Annotated in this window: 20 protein-coding genes; 9 read left to right on the top strand and 11 right to left on the bottom strand. The window is 71.9% G+C overall.

The genetic code is table 11. The features are described from left to right. Positions 1-136 precede the first annotated feature (136 nt). The gene (locus ACWD4B_RS26010) at positions 137-1,528 is read right to left on the bottom strand and encodes an amidase (RefSeq protein ID WP_451423024.1); all 1,392 of its coding nucleotides are present in this window, start codon (positions 1,526-1,528) and stop codon (positions 137-139) included. A gap of 13 nt (positions 1,529-1,541) precedes the next feature. Then, positions 1,542-1,724: a hypothetical protein gene (locus ACWD4B_RS26005; RefSeq protein ID WP_451423023.1), complete on the bottom strand. Its 183-nt coding sequence runs from the start codon at positions 1,722-1,724 to the stop codon at positions 1,542-1,544. A 399-nt stretch (positions 1,725-2,123) separates the two neighbouring features. Here ACWD4B_RS26005 and ACWD4B_RS26000 point away from each other — a divergent pair, with 399 nt between their 5' ends. Continuing rightward, positions 2,124-3,416, top strand: coding sequence for a vanadium-dependent haloperoxidase (locus ACWD4B_RS26000; protein ID WP_451423022.1), 1,293 nt, complete (start codon positions 2,124-2,126; stop codon positions 3,414-3,416). A gap of 94 nt (positions 3,417-3,510) precedes the next feature. Here ACWD4B_RS26000 and tatC read toward each other — a convergent pair whose 3' ends face one another. From tatC to ACWD4B_RS25970, 6 genes are all read right to left on the bottom strand, one after another. After that, a complete protein-coding gene (gene tatC, locus ACWD4B_RS25995) occupies positions 3,511-4,353 on the bottom strand; it encodes a twin-arginine translocase subunit TatC (RefSeq protein WP_451423021.1) in 843 nt (280 codons plus the stop codon). A 33-nt stretch (positions 4,354-4,386) separates the two neighbouring features. Then, a complete protein-coding gene (gene tatA, locus ACWD4B_RS25990) occupies positions 4,387-4,692 on the bottom strand; it encodes a Sec-independent protein translocase subunit TatA (protein WP_451423020.1) in 306 nt (101 codons plus the stop codon). A gap of 30 nt (positions 4,693-4,722) precedes the next feature. Then, positions 4,723-5,154, bottom strand: a complete 432-nt coding sequence (locus ACWD4B_RS25985; RefSeq protein WP_451423019.1) for a hypothetical protein — start codon at positions 5,152-5,154, stop codon at positions 4,723-4,725. Then, complete coding sequence (locus ACWD4B_RS25980; protein WP_451423018.1) at positions 5,151-5,579, bottom strand: ATP-binding protein; 429 nt, start codon at positions 5,577-5,579, stop codon at positions 5,151-5,153. The genes ACWD4B_RS25985 and ACWD4B_RS25980 overlap by 4 nt, the downstream gene beginning before the upstream one ends. A 347-nt stretch (positions 5,580-5,926) precedes the next feature. Beyond that, positions 5,927-6,715, bottom strand: coding sequence for a zf-HC2 domain-containing protein (locus ACWD4B_RS25975; protein ID WP_451423017.1), 789 nt, complete (start codon positions 6,713-6,715; stop codon positions 5,927-5,929). A gap of 25 nt (positions 6,716-6,740) precedes the next feature. Next, complete coding sequence (locus tag ACWD4B_RS25970) at positions 6,741-7,343, bottom strand: sigma-70 family RNA polymerase sigma factor (protein ID WP_336413813.1); 603 nt, start codon at positions 7,341-7,343, stop codon at positions 6,741-6,743. 487 nt (positions 7,344-7,830) lie between these two features. Here ACWD4B_RS25970 and ACWD4B_RS25965 point away from each other — a divergent pair, with 487 nt between their 5' ends. The 4 genes from ACWD4B_RS25965 (at position 7,831) to ACWD4B_RS25950 (ending at position 10,786) form a co-directional block, all read left to right on the top strand. Then, positions 7,831-8,199, top strand: coding sequence for a plastocyanin/azurin family copper-binding protein (locus ACWD4B_RS25965; protein ID WP_451423016.1), 369 nt, complete (start codon positions 7,831-7,833; stop codon positions 8,197-8,199). Next, the gene (locus ACWD4B_RS25960; protein WP_451423015.1) at positions 8,196-9,185 is read left to right on the top strand and encodes a metallophosphoesterase family protein; all 990 of its coding nucleotides are present in this window, start codon (positions 8,196-8,198) and stop codon (positions 9,183-9,185) included. Before ACWD4B_RS25965 ends, ACWD4B_RS25960 begins: the two co-directional genes overlap by 4 nt. After that, the gene (locus tag ACWD4B_RS25955) at positions 9,182-9,610 is read left to right on the top strand and encodes a hypothetical protein (RefSeq protein ID WP_451423014.1); all 429 of its coding nucleotides are present in this window, start codon (positions 9,182-9,184) and stop codon (positions 9,608-9,610) included. The genes ACWD4B_RS25960 and ACWD4B_RS25955 overlap by 4 nt, the downstream gene beginning before the upstream one ends. A gap of 96 nt (positions 9,611-9,706) precedes the next feature. Then, positions 9,707-10,786 (top strand): questin oxidase family protein, encoded by a 1,080-nt coding sequence (locus ACWD4B_RS25950; RefSeq protein WP_451423013.1) that lies wholly within the window; start codon positions 9,707-9,709, stop codon positions 10,784-10,786. Between the two features lie 24 nt (positions 10,787-10,810). On the opposite strand, the gene ACWD4B_RS25945 is transcribed toward ACWD4B_RS25950, so the two are convergent. The 3 genes from ACWD4B_RS25945 to ACWD4B_RS25935 form a co-directional block, all read right to left on the bottom strand. Further along, the gene (locus tag ACWD4B_RS25945; RefSeq protein WP_451423012.1) at positions 10,811-11,311 is read right to left on the bottom strand and encodes an FBP domain-containing protein; all 501 of its coding nucleotides are present in this window, start codon (positions 11,309-11,311) and stop codon (positions 10,811-10,813) included. Positions 11,312-11,390: 79 nt separating this feature from the next. Next, entirely contained in the window at positions 11,391-11,669 is a 279-nt protein-coding gene (locus tag ACWD4B_RS25940; RefSeq protein ID WP_414170859.1) for a DUF1540 domain-containing protein, read from the bottom strand. Positions 11,670-11,782: 113 nt separating this feature from the next. Continuing rightward, positions 11,783-12,304: an N-acetyltransferase family protein gene (locus ACWD4B_RS25935; protein WP_451423011.1), complete on the bottom strand. Its 522-nt coding sequence runs from the start codon at positions 12,302-12,304 to the stop codon at positions 11,783-11,785. A 378-nt stretch (positions 12,305-12,682) separates the two neighbouring features. On the opposite strand from ACWD4B_RS25935, the gene ACWD4B_RS25930 reads away from it, so the two are divergent. The 4 genes from ACWD4B_RS25930 to ACWD4B_RS25915 all read left to right on the top strand — a co-directional run bounded on the left by ACWD4B_RS25930 (position 12,683) and on the right by ACWD4B_RS25915 (position 20,490). Next, positions 12,683-13,963 carry an MFS transporter gene (locus ACWD4B_RS25930; protein ID WP_451423010.1) on the top strand — a complete coding sequence of 427 codons (1,281 nt, stop codon included), beginning with the start codon at positions 12,683-12,685 and terminating at the stop codon, positions 13,961-13,963. Positions 13,964-14,049: 86 nt separating this feature from the next. Next, positions 14,050-15,345, top strand: coding sequence for a non-ribosomal peptide synthetase (locus tag ACWD4B_RS25925; protein WP_451423009.1), 1,296 nt, complete (start codon positions 14,050-14,052; stop codon positions 15,343-15,345). Positions 15,346-15,454: 109 nt separating this feature from the next. Then, on the top strand, positions 15,455-18,616 hold the full coding sequence (locus ACWD4B_RS25920) for a non-ribosomal peptide synthetase (protein ID WP_451423008.1): 3,162 nt from the start codon (positions 15,455-15,457) through the stop codon (positions 18,614-18,616). Next, complete coding sequence (locus ACWD4B_RS25915; RefSeq protein WP_451423007.1) at positions 18,616-20,490, top strand: non-ribosomal peptide synthetase; 1,875 nt, start codon at positions 18,616-18,618, stop codon at positions 20,488-20,490. The genes ACWD4B_RS25920 and ACWD4B_RS25915 overlap by 1 nt, the downstream gene beginning before the upstream one ends. Positions 20,491-20,703 lie beyond the last annotated feature (213 nt).

The raw sequence follows: 20,703 nt of genomic DNA, 5'->3' as shown, positions 1-20,703 counted from the left end.
GATCTGGCTTGTCGCGCAGTTCCCCGCGCCCCTGACGGGGCGCCGGTCGCGCCCACGCGGCGGAGCCGCATATGTCAACAGCCCCGCGCCCCTGACGGGGCGCACCCGCACTGCCCGCCCGGGCCCACGCTCTCGCTCAGGCCACCGGCGCGAGTTCGCGGACCGGCTGGGTCTGCTCGTAGGCGTGACCGACCCTCAGCAGCGTGCTTTCCCCGAGGGGGCGGCCGAGGAGCTGCATGCCTATCGGCAGGCCCGCCGTGTCGAGGCCGACCGGGACGGACAGGGACGGCACGCCGGTGATGTTGGCCGGGGCGCAGAGGCGTACGTATGCGTCGGAGACGCCCTCGACCGTGCCGTCGGGCCAGGTGATCACCTCCTCGTCGGCTGCCACCGCGGTGGCCGGGACCGTGGGGGCGGCGATGACGTCGACCTCGTCCAGCAGGCGGGCCCAGGCCTGCTGCATGAGGGTGCGGGAGCGTTGGGCGCGCAAGTAGTCCCCGGCGGGCATGAGTTGACCGGCCTCAAGGAGGATGCGGACGTCCGCCTGGTACAGCTCGGGAACCGTGCGCAGGGTCTGCTCGTGGTAGGCGGTGGCCTCCGGCACCATCAGGCCCCACTGGGTGGGCCTGATGTAGCGCGTCATCGGAATCTCCACCTCGACGAGCTGTGCGCCGAGGACCTGCAACTGGTCGATGGCGTGCCGCACGGCGGCTTCCACCTCTGCATCGACGTGGTCGAAGTAGTAGTTGCGCGGCACGCCGACGCGCAGTCCGGTCAGGTCCGCACCCGTCCCGGGCCGGTAGTCCGCCCGGGGCGCGACCAACGAGGCGGGATCGCGGGGGTCGTGGCCGGCGAGGACGGACAGGACCAGGCCCGCGTCCTCCACGGTCCTGGTGATCGGGCCGGCGTGGTCCAGCGACCAGGACAGTGACGTGATGCCCGTGCGGGGGACGAGGCCGTAGGTCGGCTTGAGGCCGACAACCCCGTTGAGCGCGGCGGGCACCCGGATGGATCCGCCGGTGTCGGTGCCCAGGCTGAAGGTAGCGGCGCCCGCGGCGACGGCGACGGCGGACCCTCCGCTGGAGCCGCCCGCGACCCGGTCGCCGTTCCAGGCGTTGCTGGTCTGCGGGGTGGTCAGACCGTAGGCGAACTCATGGGTGTGGGTCTTGCCCAGCAGGACCGCACCGGCTGCCGACAGGCGCGCGGCGACGGTGCTGTCGGCCTCTGCGCGGTGGCCCGCGCGAACCCCGGAGCTGGCCGACGTCGCCGCACCGGCGACGTCGATCAAGTCCTTCAGCCCCATGGGGATGCCGTGCAGCGGACTCCGCAGTCGGCCGGCCGCGGCATCGTCCGCGGCCTCGCGGGCTTCCCGGCGGGCCTGCTCGGCCGTGACGGCGACGTAGGCCTGAAGGTGCGGTTCCACCTTCTCGATGCGGTCGAGCACGGAGTCCACCAGCTCGACGGGGGACAGCTGCCGTGCCCGGATCGCGTCAGCGGCTGCGGTCAGAGACAGTTCGAACGGCTGCATGGTGCTTCTCCTCTCACGCGCGGTAGGCGAAGGCGGGCGGGGTGTCCCCGAAGTCGAGTTCCCGCAGGACGGCGACGACGGAATGGATGTGGCCGGCGGTGGCCGCGACCGCGTCGTGACGGTCGGCCGGCAGCGGGAGTCCGGCACGGGCGGCCCAGCGGGCCGCCTCCGGCGGAGTGAGTTCATCGGCGGACACGGATCTGTCTCCTGATCAGCTGGAGCGGCGGGGAAGCCCTCGCACAACAAAAGCTAAGGCTTTGCGTTAGGCGACTGTAGGACCTGCGGCGACTTAAAGCAAATGGATTGCGTTTAGCGCTCCGGCCAGGACTGTGCGACCACACCCGGGCGTCAACGCAGCTGCAACACCGACCAGTTGTCGCCGACAGGCACAACCCACCCACGAAGAGACACCGCAAAAGGTGCAAATCTTCCGAACCGTACAGCGTCCACCGTCCGTGAAAAGGAACAAGCGCCACTACTGGGCAGACGGAACCGGACAGAACTGCTTCACGGCCTCTCGTTCAGTGGTGCCACTGACCGTGGTCGAAGTGCATGGCCACTGGTTGCCCCACCACCCACCACAGGAACTACAGCAATGAACGGAAAGCACAAGATACTCGCTGCACTGACCGGAACTGCGCTGGCAGCCGGACTCACTGGCATGGGCTTCGGGCCCAACGCCACCACGCCTGCTCACGCTCACACCCCAGCCCCTCGCACCGTCACCCGGCCCTCCGGGATGTCGGTCGTGGAGTGGAACCGTGAACTCATCACCGTCCTGAGCGATCCGAAGGCCCAACCGCCCACCATCCATCCCACGCGCAGCTTCGCGCTCCTTCAGGCCGCCGAGTACGACGCGGTGGTGTCGGTCACCCGGGCCGGCCCTGCCTACCTGTTCTCGGTGTCGGCGCCGCGAGGCGCCCGTGCGGACGCCGCAGCGGACCAAGCGGCCCACGATGTGCTGATGGCCCTGTACCCGGCCATGCGCGCAAGCGTGGACCGGCGGCTGAGCAGCCAGTTGTCCGCGATTCCCGACGGCCCCGGCAAGCAGGCGGGCACGGGCGTGGGAGCCGAGGTCGCCCGCCGGCTGATGAGCCTGAGATCCCATGACGGGTCCTCGGCCAAGCCGCCGCCGTTCAGTCCCGGCAACGTGGCCGGCGGCTACCGGCCCACACCGCCCGACTTCCCCGCACCGGTGTTCACCAACTGGGCCTCGGTCAAGCCGTTCGTGCTGACCGAGGGAAGCCAGTTCCGCCCGGCGCCGCCGCCGGCCGTCAGCACCGCCGAATACGCCACAGCCCTGAATGAGGTCAAGAGCCTGGGAAGCAGGACCAGCACCACCCGCACTGCCGATCAGACCGCAGCCGGGAAGTTCTGGGCAGCAGCGCCCGTCTGGAACGTCTGGAATCAGATCGCGCAGGACCTCGTCACCTCCCAGCACGCAAGCCTGGAGGAGTCGGTGAAGGTCTTCGCCCGGCTCGACCTGTCCCTCGCCGACACCGCAATCGCGATGTACGACGCCAAGTACGCCTACCGCGTATGGCGGCCCGTGACCGCCATCCGGCTCGGTGGTACGCACTACAACCCGCGCATCGACGGCGATGCCGACTGGACCCCCCTGCTGCCGACCGCCCCGGATCCGTCCTACCCCGCCGCCCACGGCGCTCTCAGCCAGGCGGCGGCAACGACGCTCACCGGGTTCTACGGTGCGCAGCACCACCTCACGGTGACATCGAAGGGCGTCACCCGAACCTTCACCAGCCTCCAACGCGCCGCCACCGAGGCGTGGCTCAGCCGGATATGGTCCGGCCAGCACACCTCCATCGACAACCGCGCAGGCCAGCAACTCGGCACGCAGGTCGCCGACTTCGTGGCACAACACATCTGACCGCCCGCAGCCGTGCAGCGTCAACGCGCCGCACGGCTGTGGCCAAGGGCCAGCTGTACCCGGCATATCGGGTGCAGCTGGCCCGAGCATTGCGCTACAGCGCACACTCTCCTCGGTTCGCGTGCTCCTCTGCCTCTCTACGAGCCTTGCGTCGGTCATGGAGAAGCGAAAAGACGACGGCGGAGAAATAGAGCGCCCAGATCGGCGCGGCCAGCGCCAGCATGGTCAGCGGGTCCGTGCTCGGCGTCGCCACAGCCGAGAAGACCGCGATCCCCATGACCATGCCGCGCCACCGGCCGAGCATCCGCCGGCCGGACAGCACTCCGGTGAGGTTCAGCATCACCAGCAGCAGCGGCACTTCGAAGGAGAGGCCGAAGACGACCACCATGCGGGTGACGAGGTCGAGCAGATCGTCCAGCGGCAGCAGGTTGTCCACCCCGTGCGGGGTGAAGTCGATCAGCACCTTCGCAGTCGTGGGCAGCACCTTGTAGGCGAGGAAGGCGCCACCGAAGAACAGCGGGACGCCCGCGCCGACGAACGCGTAGGCATATTTCCGCTCGTGCTTGTGCAGGCCGGGGGCGACGAAAGCCCACAGCTGGTAAAGCCATACCGGCGAGGCCAGCACGACGCCGGCCATCAGGGACACCTTCAGCGCCAGGGTGAAGGGCGCGAGCAGACCGTTGATCGTGATCCGCGCACAGGTGGTGTCCGCGGTCCGCCTGGCCAGATCGGCGAAGGACGTCGGGCAGCCGACCGAGTCCAGCACCGGTCCGGTGAAGAAGTTGATGATGCCCTTGTAGGAGAAGGCCGCGGCGATCGTGACGACCAGGATGGCAAGGACGGCCTTGGCAAGCCGGTTGCGGAGCTCACGAAGGTGCTCCGCGAGCGGCATCCGCCCCTCGGAATCCTTCTCCTTGTTGCGGGCTGACTGGGACACGCCACGCCCTCGTCTCGTGCGGCAGACCGGAGGCTACCGGCCTGCGTCAGTACTTGATCGTCCCCGCGCAGGGCCGGGCTCGGTCTCCGTGGCCGGTCCCGTTGTCCGCGGTCCGGGTGCAGCCTCAGCCTCGGGTTCGGGTTCGGGCTCGGGCTCGGGCTCGGGGTGCGGCTCGTTCGAGACGTCGTCGTCCTTCATGGCCCTGGTCTCGCGCCTGAGGATCCGCATGGACTTGCCCAACGCCCGGGCCGTGTCGGGCAGTTTCTTCGATCCGAAGATCAAAACCACCACCGCGATCAGGATCAGCAGGTGCCAGGGTTCCAGTGCATTGCGGAACATCGTCACACCACTCCTTCGGATCAGGGTCGTTCAGATTCCGGGGCGCCCGGCAGCCGTCCAGGCGGCGTACTCCTGGCGGACGTAGAGGCCGTGGCCGGGGGCGAGCGTGATCGCGTCCGGCTGATGCGGGCCGGCCACCAGGTCGGGGTGGCGGCGGTCGTGCCGGACGAGTTGCTCGGCGGTTTCCGCGGCGGCCGCGACCGGGCCGGGGCCGGGGTCGTCGAGGACCATCCGGTCCATGAGGGCGGCCCGTCGTAGCAGCCAGGCGCGTTCGGCAGCCGTCGCATCGGCCGGGGGGCCGGTGACGGGCCCGGCCTGGCGGCCGTCGCGTTCGGCCCCTGCAGCGAGCACTTGGTGCATCTCACAGCGCAGGTCCGGCGCATTCGCGTACGCCTCGTGCGGGGGCGGGGCACCGATTGCCTCATCGCTGTTCGGGGTGACGTGCACGCCCGGCCCGGTCATGGCGAGCACCTGAGGCAGGCGCGGACCTCGCGGCCGCTGCGTGTCTGGTTGACCTCGGTCGACTGGGCGAGGCACTGGACGATGCCGGTGCCGCGGCCGTGTTCGTCGGGGGCGATGTCGGGGCGATGGCGCTCCACTGCCGTGCCGGAGTCGGTGACCACGATGTGCAGAGTGCCGTCGTCGAGGGCGAGCAGCAGGGTCATGCGCTCGCGGCCGTACCGGGCGGCGTTGGCGGCGAGTTCGTCAACGATGAGAACGGCGGAGTCCCGCTCGCTTGCGGGCACGCTCCAGGTCTCCAGCAGATCGTCCGCGAAGTGACGAGCGGCGGAGACGTGCGCCTCCTGCGCGGGCAGGGTGAGCAGCGCCTCGTGGCGGCAGGGCCGGCCGAGCAGTGAACTCGGGCTGGGGGAATCGGTCACAAACATGGTTCTGGCTCTTCTGTGGAAGTGCGGAGAGCGGAACGGGGAGACCGTCACCGGCAACTTCGGGGGCTGTCGGTGGGCCGCATCCTGAAGGAGCGCGCTCATTCAGTTCCACGGGCGGCACATGCCGAACGGTTCGAGGTTTTCGCCTCTTCTGCCCGACTTCTTGCTCGGCTCGGTCGTGACCCGGATCAAGTCGGCCGAGGACGCAGCCGGTTCACCTGAACCGGTGCGAGGGTCACCACGGCGCCCCGAAGGGGCGCGGGGAACTGCGCGACCGGCCACCGACGGCCCGCAGTCGACGCACGACCGGCACGACCGCCCAGTGACATGACGGCCCTGACCTCGTCTTACTCCGTGATGGTGACCATCTTCTGGCCGTTGTCCGCGAGGATCTCGAAGTGGTCGATGGCTCCCGGGGACATGGCGACCGCCCCTGGGACCGTGGTACCGGGAGGGTACGTGCCCGCCCGCCAGGTGGCACCGTCCGCCCTGGCTCCGCCGGGTCCGACCGCCTGCAGCCGGCAGGTGATTCCGGCGGGTGCCCCCTTGGCGGAGACCTCCAGGACACTGCCCCAGGCAGAGGGCGAGACCTTCACCGAGGCGGTGACGCCGGTGGTGGGATCGCTACCGGAGAAGGTGCGCCAGGCGGTCGGTGCGGTCGGCCCGGGCGGCGTCGCCTGACTGCCCACGGATCCGACGGCCGCCAGCCATGTGCCGCCGGCCGCTGCCGCGATGAGTGTCAGCGAGGCGGCCGCGCCGGCGAGTTGCAGACGCCAGGTCCTGCGGCGCCGGGCCGCGGCCTGCTGGAGGAGCCCCTCCAGTACACCGCCTGCCGGCGCCTTCGACGCCGCGGGCACGGCGGGCCGTTCGGGCAGGGAGCCCTGCGCGCTTTCGGCTGCCCGTGCCACCAGCCGGTCCGCCAGGTCCCCGTCGGCCGCAGGCACCGTCCGGCCCGAGGCTTCGGCTTCGGTCACCGTCGCCAGCAGCGCGGGCAATCCCGCCAGCAGGGTGTGTTCGGCCCGGCACTCGGCGCATTCCGTGAGGTGGATGCGCACCCGTTCCCTTTCTGCCGGGGGCAGCGTGCCCAGGACGTATCCCCCCAGCGCCAGCCGGAGAGTGTCGTGCTCCGCACTCATGGTCGCCACCTCCTGCCCGTCACGGTCATGGCTCGATGCCCCGTTCCTGCAGCGCCAGCCGCAGGGCGTGCAGGGCGTAGTGCGTCCGCGACTTCACGGTGCCCAGCGGAACGCCCAGCACCTGCGCGGCCTCCGCCATGGTCCGGCCCCGGTAGTAGGTCTCCAGCAGGACGGCGCGGTGGTCCGGGGACAGCGACCGGACGGCCTCGGCAACCACCCAGCTCTGCAGTGCCTGCTCGATCTGGTCCTCGCCGGGCGTCTGCTCGGCAGCCCGCTGAAGCGCCTCGCCGCCGGCCTCGGCCGGTCTGGCCTGCCGGGCCCGGTGGGCGTCGATGACCAGGTGCCGGGCGACCGTGCACAGCCATGCCCGAGCCGGGCCGCGTGCGGGGTCGAACGCGGCGGGATGCTGCCACGCCCGCAGCAGCGTCTCCTGCACCACATCCTCCGCCCATTGCCAGTCTCCCGAGGTCAGTCGCAGCACGTAGTGGAACAGGGCTCCTGCGTGCTCCGCGTACAGAGTGCGCAGCAGTTCCTCGTCTGCAGTCGAAAGCGTCCCCCTACCAGAGACACGGCGCGCGGAGCGATTTGGATCGGTCCTCGGGCCACGTTTTCGGGAGCTCCAGGGCATGAGTCGATCATCGCGCATATGTACTGCTTTGTCCCGTAACGCAGGGCACGGCACAGGTGACGCCCCGCGTGCACCGCGGGTGGCATGTCCCTGCCGGACCTTGCGGGGGCTGCGACGCCAAGAGGTCTCACAAAAACCGCATATCTGTCGAACCGTGGGACTCCCGTCGTCCGTGGAACCGGACAAGAGCCGACTCACGCGCAATTCCTCATCGGTTCCCCATGCGACGAAGGAGGGATCGGAGATGACCGAGACACACCACGCGACGGACACACACTCACCGCTCCCCACAGGGAGAACTGCCGCGTACCGCCCGAACGTTCGCGCACCAGGCCGGCGATCACGCACTGCGGCCGGGCTGGCTGTCGCCGCCATCGCCACTGCCGGCGCGGTGGGGCTCCTCAGCTCATGCGGCCAGTCGTCGCATACCTCGGCCGGCGGAGCCGACGCCATCACACCCGGTCCGGGGCAGCACCAAACGGCAGGGATGCCCGGCACCACGGGGCCGGCGAAGGACTCCGCTCCCGGCGCCTCGCCGATGCCCGGTACGAGCATGCCCATGGGCCCCTCGAGCACGGGCGCGCCGGCCGCGCCGGTGACCGGGAGCGCAGTGGCGATCAAGAACTTCGCGTTCTCCCCCGCCACACTGAAGGTCAAAGTGGGCGCGAGCGTGACGTGGACCAATCAGGACACCGACCCCCACACCGTCACCAGCGCCGGATCGGGCGGCCCGTTGCATTCGGCCGCCCTGGCCACCCATGCCACCTACAGCTACACGTTCACCAAGCCCGGCACCTATGCCTACCTCTGCACGATCCATCCGTTCATGACCGCCACCGTGGAGGTGACCCAATGACCGAGTACCACGACAGTCACGACGGCCCCCAGGCGGCCGACGCCGGTCAGCCCGATACCGAACACGGCATGACGCGACGTCAACTCATGCGACATGCAGGGTGGTTCGGCGGCGCGGTGATACTGACCGTGGCCGGCGGAGAGGTGATAAGCCACATCGCCGGCCCCCGGGACGCCACCGCCGGGGCCACCGCAGCGGGAAGCGGCGCGCTGCGGTTCGTGCAGGTCTCCGACAGCCATATCGGGTTCCAGGGACCGGCGAACACGGATGTGGCCGGCTCCTTCGCCGAAGCGATCAAGCAGGTCAACTCGCTCGGATTCAGACCTGATTTCGTCATGCACAGCGGCGACCTGACCCACCTGTCCACGGCCGGGCAGTTCGACCAGGTCAAGCAGATGATGGCCGGAATGAGGACGGACCGCGTCTTCACCGTGCCGGGCGAGCACGATTCCATCGGCGATGCAGGCCGCGCCTACCGGCGGACCTTCGGCATGGGCACGCTCGGCGACGGCTGGTACAGCTTCGACACCCACGGCGTGCACTTCATCGCCCTGGTCAACACCCTGAGCCTGGAGAAGCTCGGCCACCTCGGCACCGACCAGATCGACTTCGTTCGCAACGACCTCGCCGGACTGTCGTCGGACACCCCCGTCGTGGTCTTCAGCCATATCCCGCTGTTCGCCATGTACCCGAAGTGGGGCTGGAGCACCGACGACGCCCTCAAGGTCATCGCCCTGCTGCGCCGCTTCTCCTCCGTCACCTGTCTCAACGGGCACGTCCACCAGCTGTTCACCAAGACAGACGGCAACATCACCTTCCACTCCGCCACCACCACCGCCTACCCCCTGCCCAAACCGGGCCGAGCCCCCGCCCCCACCCCGCAGGTCGTCCCCGCCCGGCAGCTCAAAGAGGCACTCGGCATCCGCAGCGTCGGCTACCGCCGAGGCGACCGCGAACTGGCCGTCACGGAACAGAGGCTGGCATGAACACCCACAGATTCCTCGCCCCCACCCTGCGGTCGATGACCGCGGCAACCCTCGCCGCCGGCGGATACATTCACGCCCAGCTCTACATCGACGGGTACCGCTTCATCCACGTCATCGGCCCCCTGTTCCTGCTCCAGGCCAGCACTTCCTTCGCCCTCGCCGTCCTGCTGCTGATCGGGATACCGCCCCTGCTGATGAGGACCGCTGCGGCAGGCGTCGCACTCGGCGCTCTCGGCGGCTTCGCCGCTTCGCGCACCGTAGGAGTGTTCGGATTCACCGAGCACGGTCTGCAGCCCGAGCCACAGGCCGTCCTCAGCCTCCTCGCCGAAACCGGCACACTGCTGCTCCTCACCATCTGGCACGTGACCGCGACCAGAGAACCCCGCGCTGCCCGACCACCCGTCGGAACACCCAAGTCAACTTGACCCGGCCCTAGCACTCATGCCGGACCTGGTCCCGGTCGCACGATGTACGTCCAAGGACCGTTACCCGGAGGGGCATTGCGCGCCTAACGTGCTCCCATGAGGGAACCGAGGAAATCAGAGACGACTGCGACAGCGGACGGCACGCTCGACGAGGCCCTGGACCGGCTTCACCGCACCGGCCCCGAGCATCTGGGCCGGCTCTCCAACCACGCCCCCATGGCCATCGAGGCACTCGCGCGGCACGGGCACGCGCCCGACGTCCACGGCTGGATCGACGGCTACCGGCACAAGCTGGAGGACATGCCGCCGCGCACCGGCCTCCTGCTGAACGAGGAGAACTGGCGCGGGGCGCTGGGCGATCCGCGTCATCTCGGTGACTGGATCGCCTATTTCACCGGTCAGTTGGGCGAGCACCCCTGGCAGGACGTGCTGGCGACGTGGTGGCCGCGTCTGCTGCCCGGCATTCTGGCGGGTGCCACGCACCCGGCGATCCGCGTGGGGCACGCCGTGCGGACCCTCCTCGCGGACGGCGCCGGCGCATCGCGCACCGTCGAGCTGGGGCACGCTCTCGGCTACTGGGCGGCGCGCCACCTGCCGTTGACCCCGGCTGCCGTCCCCTCCGGAACCGCCCGTGCCGCCGAGGCCCTTGCGGCCGTACCGGCCGTGCCCGACCAGCAGGGCGGGATCCTCGACCGCGTCGCCCGGCTCTCCGCCACACCGGGCTGGCCCACGGCGGCAGGCGCCCTGCAGGCGCCGTCCGGTCCCGACGACGCCCGTGACCTGCTCGCGGAGCTGGTGCGGGAGTCGACCTACCGGTATGCGGACCACGCCCACGGCAATCCGGTCATGCTCGTGCACGCTGCCACCGCGCCGAACGCCGTCCTGCGCACGCTTCCCGCGCTCCCCCGCGACCTGTGGGCGCCCAGTTATGCGGCTGCTTGGCAGGCCAGTGCCGTGGTCACGGCCGCGTACGCACCCGGCTCGCCGCTCGTCTCCCCGGCCGCCGCGCCGCCCACGCCCGAGGAGGCGTTCGAGCGGGCGGCGGCGCACGGCGACGAGCATGTGATCAAGTTCGCGGACACCGCGCTGGACGTCGTCGCCGACGATCCCGGCCGGGCGGCCGAGGCGCTGGCGGCGGTGGGACGTGCCTGCGAGCTGATCGGCACGGAGGCATAAGACCTCTGCACGTGCGGCCCGCGGTCACCCCTGCAGGATCTTGTCCAGGAATTCGTCGACGTTGCCCTGCATGCGGGCGAGTCGCTCCTCGACCGACAGGCTCTCCTTGTAGCGGTGCACCAGCGCCGACTGCTTCTTTCCGCGCACATACAGCGGACAGGCCAGATCCGCGCACATATAGGCGCCGACCGTATTGCCCTCACGGCCGGAGGCGCCGACCTTGCGGGCGGCCAGCAGGGAGACACCCGAGCCGGGGTGGCCGGTCATGCAGAACGAGCACATGGTCGTCTTGGTGAAGCTGCGCGGGCCGCCCTGCGGCACCCGCAGTGTGATGCCGACGGTCTGCTCGCCGCGCTGCGCCACCAGGTATCCGCGGTCCGGGGCTCCCGGGTCGCGCCAGCCCAGGAAGTCGAGGTCGTTCCAGGGGAGTTCGGCCAGCTCCCGCGGCAGGTTGATCCTGCGTGCCTCGCCCTTCGAGCAGTTCACGAAGGAGGCGCGTATGGCGTTGTCGCCGAGTGGTTCCATAAGGCGTGAAACTAACAGCGAAACCGCCGGATGTCGTCCGAATATTTTCCCGGGTCACCCGGAAAACCGCAGGTCGGCGTCACCGTGCGGTGTACGTGAGGCAGTCGGCCGTGGCCCATACCGAGCCCACCGTGATGCCGGGGGCCTGACATTCGAGGTCGACGTTGTGCCGGCAGCCGGAGACCTTGCAGGCGCCGACGCGGCCGGTGGACGCGGCGTCGCCGCCTTTCTGCGGATGGCTGAAGTACGTGTCGCACACGGCGTGCGTGGCGTCGCCGACGGTGATGGCCAGGGCGTGACAGGCGCCTTCCTGGTTGTAGGCGCATTCCCCGACCTGGCAGATCGTCACCACCGGCATGTCCACAGCGTTCTCCTCCGCAACCCGCCTCCGCGTCCCCGGATGCCTTCCTCGGGTGCCGGGCGGCGACACCGGGGGGCTGCGTTGTTCACCCGGAAGCCGCGAAGCCGCCGTCAGCCGAGCGGCTTCTCGAACCAGGCGACGTCCCAGAACGTGCCGAATTTGCGGCCGACCTGGTGGTGGACGCCGGCCGGGCGGAACCCGAAGCGTTCGTGCAGCTTCACGGAGGCCTCGTTGGGCTGGGTGATGCCGGCGTAGGCGCGGTGGACGTCCTCGCCGGCCAGGGCCTCGAAGAGTGCGCTGTAGAGCTTGCCGCCGAGGCCGCGGCCGGTGTGTCCGGGGGCCAGGTAGATGCTGGTCTCCACCGATGTCTCGTAGGCCTGCTTGGGCCGCAGGGGGCTGCTGGAGACGTATCCGAGCACCCGCTCCGCCTCCTCGGCGACGAGCAGCCGGTGGCGCCCGGTGGTGGGGTGGGCCTCCAGCCAGGCGCGGCGCTGTCCGGCTGCGACGGGTTCGATGTCGAAGGTGACCGGGGTGTGGGTCACGTAGTGGTTGTAGATGTCGGTGAGCTCGGCCAGGTCCGCGGGTGCCGCCGGGCGGATGCGTATGTCGGTGGTGCTGGTGCCGTGGTGCATGCGTGCTCCCTCCTTGGCGCGGACGCTAGCCGGGAACTGTTACACGAATATTTCGGATATAGGCGATACCTGACATCGCGGCCCGTCTCCGGCTCGTCCGTAAACGCGCCGGTGGGGCACATCCGGCACAGGGGGTGACGGCTGACGGTTTTCGGACAAACGCCCACCCATGGGATGTGCCGGAATATCGCCACCCGCAGCACCCGCCGCCCGCGGGCGGAAGGATTCCCGCGGCTCGGCGCAGCATCTTCCGTTCATCCACCCCCAACCCGTCGCATGTGAAAGATTTAGCGCTCAAGGGGCAAATGGCAGGAAGAAACGACTCAAAGTGTTCTTTGTGTTTTGACTCCTGATCGAGCCACGATCAGGGTCTGCCCCATGTCCCCCTTACCCCGGGTCGCCGCAGGCGGCCTGCTTCGCATGCGCGAGTTCCGCTTCCTGCTCGCGGGTGCCGCCGCCGGCCAGGCGGGCGCCCAGGTCACCCTGGTCGCACTGCCGCTCGTGGCCGTCCTCGAACTCGACGCGCCCGCCTTCCAGGTGGGGCTGCTCACCGCCGCCGAGACCGCGGCGTTCCTCCTCGTCGGGCTGCCGGCAGGGGCATGGGTCGACCGCATGCGCAAGCTGCCGCTGCTGATCCGTGCCGACGTCGTACGCGCCCTGGCCATGGCCACCGTTCCCCTGGCGGGTGCCGCCGGTGTGCTGACCATGGCCCAGCTGTACGCCGTCGCACTGGTCACCGGCGTGGCGACCGTCTTCTTCGACGTGGCCCACCAGAGCTACCTGCCGCAGCTGCTGCCCCGGGACCGGCTGGTCGCGGGCAACGGGGCGCTGGAGGCGGTGCGTTCGACGTCCCAGGTCGCCGGCCCCGGGATCGGCGGCGGGCTGGTGCAGCTCGTCGGGGCCCATCTGGCGATCGTGGCGAACGCGCTCGGCTACGCCCTCTCCGCCCTGTTCCTCCTCGGCATCCGCCGCCCCGAGAGCACGCCGGAACCGGCGCCCGGTGCCTCGCTGCGCGCAGACATCGCGGAGGGCCTGCGCTTCGTCCTCGGCCACCCGCTGCTGCGGGTCATCGCCGCCACGACCGCCCTGGGCAACTTCTTCACCGCGGTGCTGATGGCCACGCAGACCGTCTTCCTGGTGCGCGTGGCCGGCCTCGCACCGGCCGCGCTCGGGCTGATGCTGTCGGTCTCCGCCGTGGGCGGCCTCGCCGGTGCACTGTGCGCGGGCAGGCTGGCGGGCCGGTTCGGGCAGGCCCGCATCATCTGGCTGTCCGCACTGGTCACCGGGCCGTTCGCACTGCTGTGGCCGCTGTCCGGGAAGGGGACCACCGCGCTGTTCGCCCTCGCCTCGGGCGTGGTCTTCTTCGGCGCCGTCGTCTACAACGTGGCCCAGGTGAGCTTCCGTCAGTTGCTCTGCCCGCCACGACTGCTCGGCCGCATGAACGCCACGCTGCGCTTCCTCATGTGGGGCACCCTCCCGCTCGGCGCCCTGGCCGGCGGCGCGATCGCAGGGGCGTACGGAGCACGCGCCGCCCTGTGGCTCTGCGCGGCAGGTTTCCTCCTCGTACCCCTGCCCCTGCTGCTCTCGCCGCTGCGCCGGATGCGCGACCTGCCCGCACCGGTGCACGAGGACCGCGGCGAGACCGTCGCCGCCGGCTGACGCAGCCGCGTATCGCCCCTCTCCCTGTTTCCCGAATTTCCCGATCCCCATTCCCGACCACGAGACGATCAGGAGAGAAGACCCCCGTGTCCCCCAGCATCACGAGCCAGTACCTGGCCCGTTACCGACGCCTCGGCACAGGCGACCGGTCGGCGGAGCTGCTGCCGCTCACCGGTGCCCAGCGCCGCTTCGTCCTGGTGCGCTCCCTCGACTCCGCGGGACGCGCGGACGTCGTCCCGATGTTCTTCGCCTTCCCCCGCGGCACCGTGGACCCCGCGCGGCTCCGCTCGGCCGCGTGCCACCTCGCCGCCCTCCACCCCGCGCTGCGCGCCCGCCCCGGCGTCGTCCGCGGCACCCCCGTCCTGCGCCCGGCCGAGCCGGACATCCCCCTGGAACTGCTCGGCTGCGCCCCCGGCGAGGACGTGCACGCGGCGCTGCGCCGGGCACTGGCCGGCTGGGCCGCCGAAGGCCCGCCGCTGCGGCTGTACTTGGCGCAGGGCGGCCCGTCCACCGCGGAGGAGGTGCTCGCGGTGGTGCTCGACCACGCCGTCTGCGACGGCCAGTCGCTCGCCCGCATCGTCGAGGAACTGGGCACCGCCTACCGCGACGGCCGCGGCCCCGCCGACGTGCCGCCCTCCGCCGCGGCCGCGGAACTGGCCGCCTACCGCGAGACGGTGCTGCTCCAGCTCGACGCCGAGCACCGGGCGGCGGCACCCGATGCGCTGGCCTACTGGGGCCAACGCCTGCGCACCGTGAGCGAATCGGCCCCGCTCCCCCGGCCCGCGAGCGTCCCCGCGGGCGCACTGCCCACCGGCGCGGCCGAGGCGCTCCTGCCTGCGCCCGCGGGCGGCGCCCCGTTCCCCGCGCTGCTCGACGCCTGCCGTGCCGCGGCCGGGGCGCTGTTCGGGGCCGGGCCCGTCTCCCCCGTCGGCTACCCGTGGGGCGGACGCCCGGCGGGCGCGCCGCCCGTGCTCGGCTGCTTCCTCAACACCGTGGTCTTCCCTGCCGCCACCGGCACGGCCCCGTTCGCGCCCGACGCGACGGCCGAGGCGTGGTGGGACGACCTGGACCGCGCCGACACCCCGTTCGACGAAGTGGTGCACGCCGCCCGGTCGGCCGGGGCGCCGTGGTCCGGCCGCCTCGACGGGATGCTGACCGTGGACGACGTCCGGCGCCGTCCCCCGCTGTGCCTGGGCGGAGTGGAGGGGCGCGAGGTGCACGTCGACGGGCGCCGGATCCCGGCCCCCTTCGCGCTCGCGGTCACCCAGGGGCCCGAGCTCCGCCTCCGGATGGCGTGGGACCGTGCGGTCCTCGACGACCGCACCGCCGAGGAGGCGTTCGCCGCCTTCCGGGGAGCGTTGGACTCCCCCGTCCCGGCCTGACCGGCCACCCCGCCGGCCCGGCAGCGCGACCCGCTGCCCCGCCGGCCCCACCACCGGGCCTCACCCCCCGCCCGGACCTTCGATGACCCGACTACCCCAGGGATCGCCCATGCTCCCCCTCTCCTCCTCGCAGGAGATCGTCTGGCTGCACGAACAGGTGCAACCGGGCAGCCGCGCCTACAACTTCACCGCCGCACTCGACCTGTGGGGCACCCTCGACACCGAGGCCCTGCGCCACGGGCTCCGCGCCGCACTCGACCGGCACCCCGGACTGCGGCTCGAACTCGTGCCCGCCGAGGGGGCGTTGCCCGCACAGCGGGTCGCCGACGGCTGCGAGCCGCGGCTGCGCACCGTGGACCTGTCCGGGGAAACGGACCCGGAGGCCGCGTTCGAGGCGCTGCTGCGCGCCGAGGCCGAAGCCCCGCTGGACACGTTCCGGGCGCCGTTGCTGCGCTGGACCCTGGTCCGGCTGTCCGAGCAGCAGCACCGGCTCGTGCACGTGGAACACCATCTGATCCACGACGGGCACTCGTTCGCGATCCTGCTGGGCGACGTCTTCGGCGCCTACCGCGCCCATGTCCGCGGCGAAACGTTCACCCCCTCACCCGCCTCCTCCTACGCCGACCACGTGCGCGCCCAGGCCGACGGCGTGCGGGCCGAGGAGCGGCGGGCGAGCCTGCAGTACTGGGCCCGGGAGCTGCGCGACGCCTCGTACGACATGCCGCTGCCCGGCCTGACCCGGCCCGGCGCACAGCGCCGGCACCGGGGCGCGCAGCTGCGCCAGTCGATCGGCGCGGACCTCGCCGAACGGCTGCGGGCCCACGCCCGGGAGCGCGGGCTGACGCCGTTCGGTGCGCTGCTCGGGCTCTTCGCCGAGCTGCTGCGACGCCACAGCGGCCGCAGCGAGCTGGTGGTCGGCACCGCCGTCGGCAACCGGCCGCGCGGCTTCGAGGACGCCGTCGGCATGTTCGTCAACACCGTTCCACTGCGCCTGCGCCTGGATCCCGAGGCCCCGGCCGAGGACGCGATGGACGAGGTGACCGACACCCTCATCCGCGCCCTGCCGCACCAGGAGATACCGGTGCAGGAGCTGACCCGCGCGCTGGGCCTGCACACGTCGGGGGCCGACAACCCGCTGTTCAGCGTGATGTTCAGTGCGCACGACGCCGTGCTGCCCGACATTGAGGTGCCGGGCCTGGAGATCTCCCTGTTCGAGGGGTTCAACACCGGCACCACCCGCTTCGACCTCGACGTCGTGCTCATCCCGGACGACCGGCGCGGGGTCGGCCCCCGGTTCGGGGTCCCGGGCATGCTGCTGGTCTGGGACTACGACGCCGACCTGTTCGGGGCGGACGTCGCCGAGCTGCTCGCCGCACGGTTCCTGGACCTGCTGCGCGCCTACCTGGACGCCCCCGCCACCGCCCTCGCCGGCCTGGCCCCGCCGCCCGCGGCGGCCCGGCCCGTCGCACCCGCGCGGTCCGCCGCCGCGGACCGCGATCCGCTCGACCCTGCCGCCGCCCACGACCCGTCCCGGACCGCGCTGCTGATCGGCGAACACCACATCAGTTACGGCGAGTTGAACGAACGCGTCTCCTCCCTCGCCGAGCGGATGCTGGCGGCCGGGGTGCAGCCCGGCCGGCCGGTCGCGGCGGTGCTGCCCCGGGGCGTGGACACCGTGGTGACGCTGCTGGCCTGCCTGCGGACCGGCGCGGTGTACTGCCCGCTGTCCCCGTCCGATCCGCCCGCGCGGCTGGAGCTGCTGCTCGACCGGCTGTCCCCGGCGCTGGTGCTCACCTCCGCCGCAGCCGCCGCGCCCGTTCCCCCGCACCTGCCCGCGGCCGCGGTCGACGCCCCCGCGCTGCCGCCCGCCCGGCCGGGCGCCACGGTCCCGGGTGCGTACATCATCCACACCTCCGGTTCGACCGGCATACCCAAGCCGGTCGCGGTCGGCCGGGCGGCCCTGGAGAACCATCTGACCGGCACGGCCGAACGGTTCGGGCTGACGGCCGACGACCGGGTGCTGCTCTTCGCGCAGCCGTCCTTCGACGTGGCACTCGAAGAAGTGCTGCCCTCGCTGTACGCGGGCGCCTGCCTGGTCGTGCCGGAGTGGGAGGTGCCCACCGGCACCGAACTGGCCGGGCTGCTGGTCTCCGCGCAGGTCTCGGTCGCCAACCTGCCCACCAGCTACTTCCTCGCCACCCGCCAGGAGCTGCAGGCGCCGCTGCGCGAGCGGAGCTGGACGCCGCGGCTGCTGGTGCTCGGCGGCGAGCGCATCCCGGCGGACGCCCTGCGCGGCTTCCTCGCCGACACCGATGCGACGGTGCTCAACGCCTACGGTGTGACGGAGGCGGCCGTCACCTCCACCGTGCACGAGATCACCCGTGACGCCCTGACGGACGGCGCGGAGATCCCGCTGGGCACCGAGCTGCCCGGCGAGCGCATCCACGTGCTGGACGCACACCTGCGGCCGCTGCCGGACGGGGCCGTCGGCGAACTGGCCATCGCCGGAGCCGGGTTGGCCGAGGGCTACGTCGGCAACCCCGACGCCACCGCGGCCCGGTTCGTACGCATCGACGCGCTCGGGGGCGAACGGGTCTACCTCACCGGCGACTTGGGCTTCCGCGGCCGGGACGGGCTGCTGCGCTTCCTGGGCCGCCGCGACAACCAGGTCAAGCTGCGCGGTCACCGCATCGAGCTGGAGGAGGTCGAGGCCGCGGCGTCCGCGGTGCTCGGCGGCCGGTCCTGCGCCGTCGTCCTCGACCGGGACACCCCGGGCGATCCCCGGCTGGTCGGCTTCCTCGACGGCGGCACGGGCGGCGAACAGGCCTGGAACGAGCAGGCGTTGCACGCCGAACTGAGCAGCCGGCTGCCCGGCGCCCTGGTGCCCAGCTGCTGGGTGCAACTGGCGGAGATGCCCACCCTGGCCGGGGGCAAGCCCGACCGGGCGGCGCTGGGGCGCATGGCCGCGGGCCTGGAGCGGACGCCGCCGACGCCAGAGGAGAGCGCCCCTGCCGCGGATCCTGCACGGTCCGCCGATCCTGCGGTGGTCCTGCTCGCCGAGGGCTGGCGCGCGGTGCTGGGACACGGCCGCTTCGACGAGGCCTCGCACTTCTTCCACATCGGCGGGCATTCGCTGCTCGCCGCGCAGCTGGCGGCCTGGCTGGAGCCTCGCCTGGGCGGCCGGCCGCCGCTGCGCACGCTCTTCCGCCACCCCGTGCTGGCCGACCAGGCCCGCGCCCTCGCCGCCACGACCGCCTCGAAGGAGTTCTGATGACCGACCTGAGGACCGATCAGCAGGACCTCGTCCCGAGCGTGGCCCACGGCACGCCCCTCCCCGCGACCGGCGCCGCGTCCGGTGTGCTGTCCCGCTTCGAGGAGTGGGTGCGCCGCTCGCCCGAGGCCCCCGCGGTCGTCGACGGGCCGCACTGCTGGAACTACCGGCAGCTGTCGGAGGCGGCCGACGAGGCCGCGCGGGTGCTGGGCACGCGGGTCCGCCCCGGCGACCTCGTCGGCGTGTGCCTGGACCGGTCGGCCGCGCTGGTGGTGACCGCCGTCGCCCTCGCCCGGATCGGCGCGGTCTACCTGCCCCTCGGGCCCCGCCCGGGAGAGCGCCGCATCGGGACCGTGACCGAGGACATCGGCGTCGTCTGCCTGATCGGCGACCCGGACGTCCTGCCGGACCGGCACCGCGCGGCCGAGCAGCTCGCCCTGCCGCTGCCGTGCGAGGGCGCGAACGCGGCAGCCACCGCCGTCGCGGCCTTCGCGCCGCCCGCGCCGGGGGCCCGCCCCGCACCGCCCGGGGCGCTGTACGCCGTGCTGACCTCGGGTTCCACCGGCAGGCCCAAGGCGGTCGCCGTCGCGGAACCCGCCCTGGCCGCCCTGCTGGACTGGTTCCGTCACGAGACCGCGCTGGCCCCCGGCGACCGGCAGTCCCTGCTGATCGGTGTCGCGTTCGACCCGCACGTGCTGGAGCTGTGGGCCGGGCTGACCTCCGGCGCCGCCCTGATGCCCGCGCCGGACTCCGTGCGCTGGGACCCCGCCCTGCTCACCGGATGGTGGCGCGAGGCCGGCGTCACGGTGGCCGTCACGGCCACGCCGATGGTCGAGCCGCTCCTCGACCGCCCCTGGCCGACGGGCCTGAAGCTGCGTCATATGTTCGTCGGCGGCGACCGGATGCGCCGCCGCCCGGGCCCCGACGTCACCGCGACCGTGCACAACGCCTACGGTCCGGCCGAGGCCACCGTCATCAGCACGACGCACGCCATGCGGGCCTCCGACGGCGATGTGAGCACCGACGCGGCCCCGCCGATCGGGAGGCCCGTCCCGGGGGCCACCGTCGTCGTCACCGACGAGACCGGCCGCGTCCTGCCCCGCGGCGAACAGGGCGAACTGCACATCGGCGGAACCGGCCTGGCCCTCGGCTACCTGGACCCGGAGCTGACCGCACGGCGGTTCACCGCACCGGCCGAGGACGCGTCCCCGGCCGGCACGGACCGCCTGTACCGGACCGGCGACCGGGTGCGGATGCTCGCCGACGGGCGGCTGGAGTTCCTCGGCCGCCTCGACGACCAGGTGAAGATCAGCGGCATGCGCATCGAACCGGCCGAGGTGGAGGCCGCGTTCGAGCAGGACCCCGCCGTGCACAGCGCGGTGGTCACCGCCCCCCGGTCCGCGGACGGGCGCGCACGGCTGGTGGCCCACGTCCTCCCGGCCACCGGCACCGCACCCGCCGCGGACCGGCTGCTCGCCGCGGTCCGGGCCTGGCTGCCCGAGCAGGCCGTTCCGTCGGCCGTGCGGATCGTGGACGCCTTCCCGCTGGACGCCAACGGCAAGGTGGACCGGGCCGCACTGCTCAAGCGGGAGGAGGCTCCTGCCGAGACGGTCGTCACGGTCGCGGACGACGACGGCGCGTCCGGGAGCGAGCATCTGATCCTGCGCACGGTCCGCGACCTGCTGGGCCGTCCCGACACCACGCTCCGGGACAACTTCACCGACGCCGGGGGCACGTCCCTCGTCGTGGCCCGGCTGCTGGAGACCGTCGAGCAGGAGACGGGCGTGCGCCTGCGCGCACCGGAGGTGCTGCGCCAGCCGGACCTGCGGGCGGTCGCGGCGGTGCTCGACAGACGTCGCGGGGGCCTGAAGTGACCTTCATTTCCCCGCGGTTGGCCCGTGACGACGACTCCAAGGAACCAGCTTTGAACCCTCCCCCGGTTGAAGCAGGGGGATTCCTGGCTCAGGAGGCCCCGCAGGTCTGCGACTCGAGAGGTCTTACTCCCTCAACACCAGCCGGGACGGAACCTGCCCGGTTGCCCGAAAGCATGAGGGTGCGCCGACTTGATTCTCGCTCAGCGCGTCGTG

Source organism: Streptomyces sp. NPDC002536, assembly GCF_053594995.1.
This window is presented reverse-complemented; position numbering and strand designations above follow the sequence as displayed.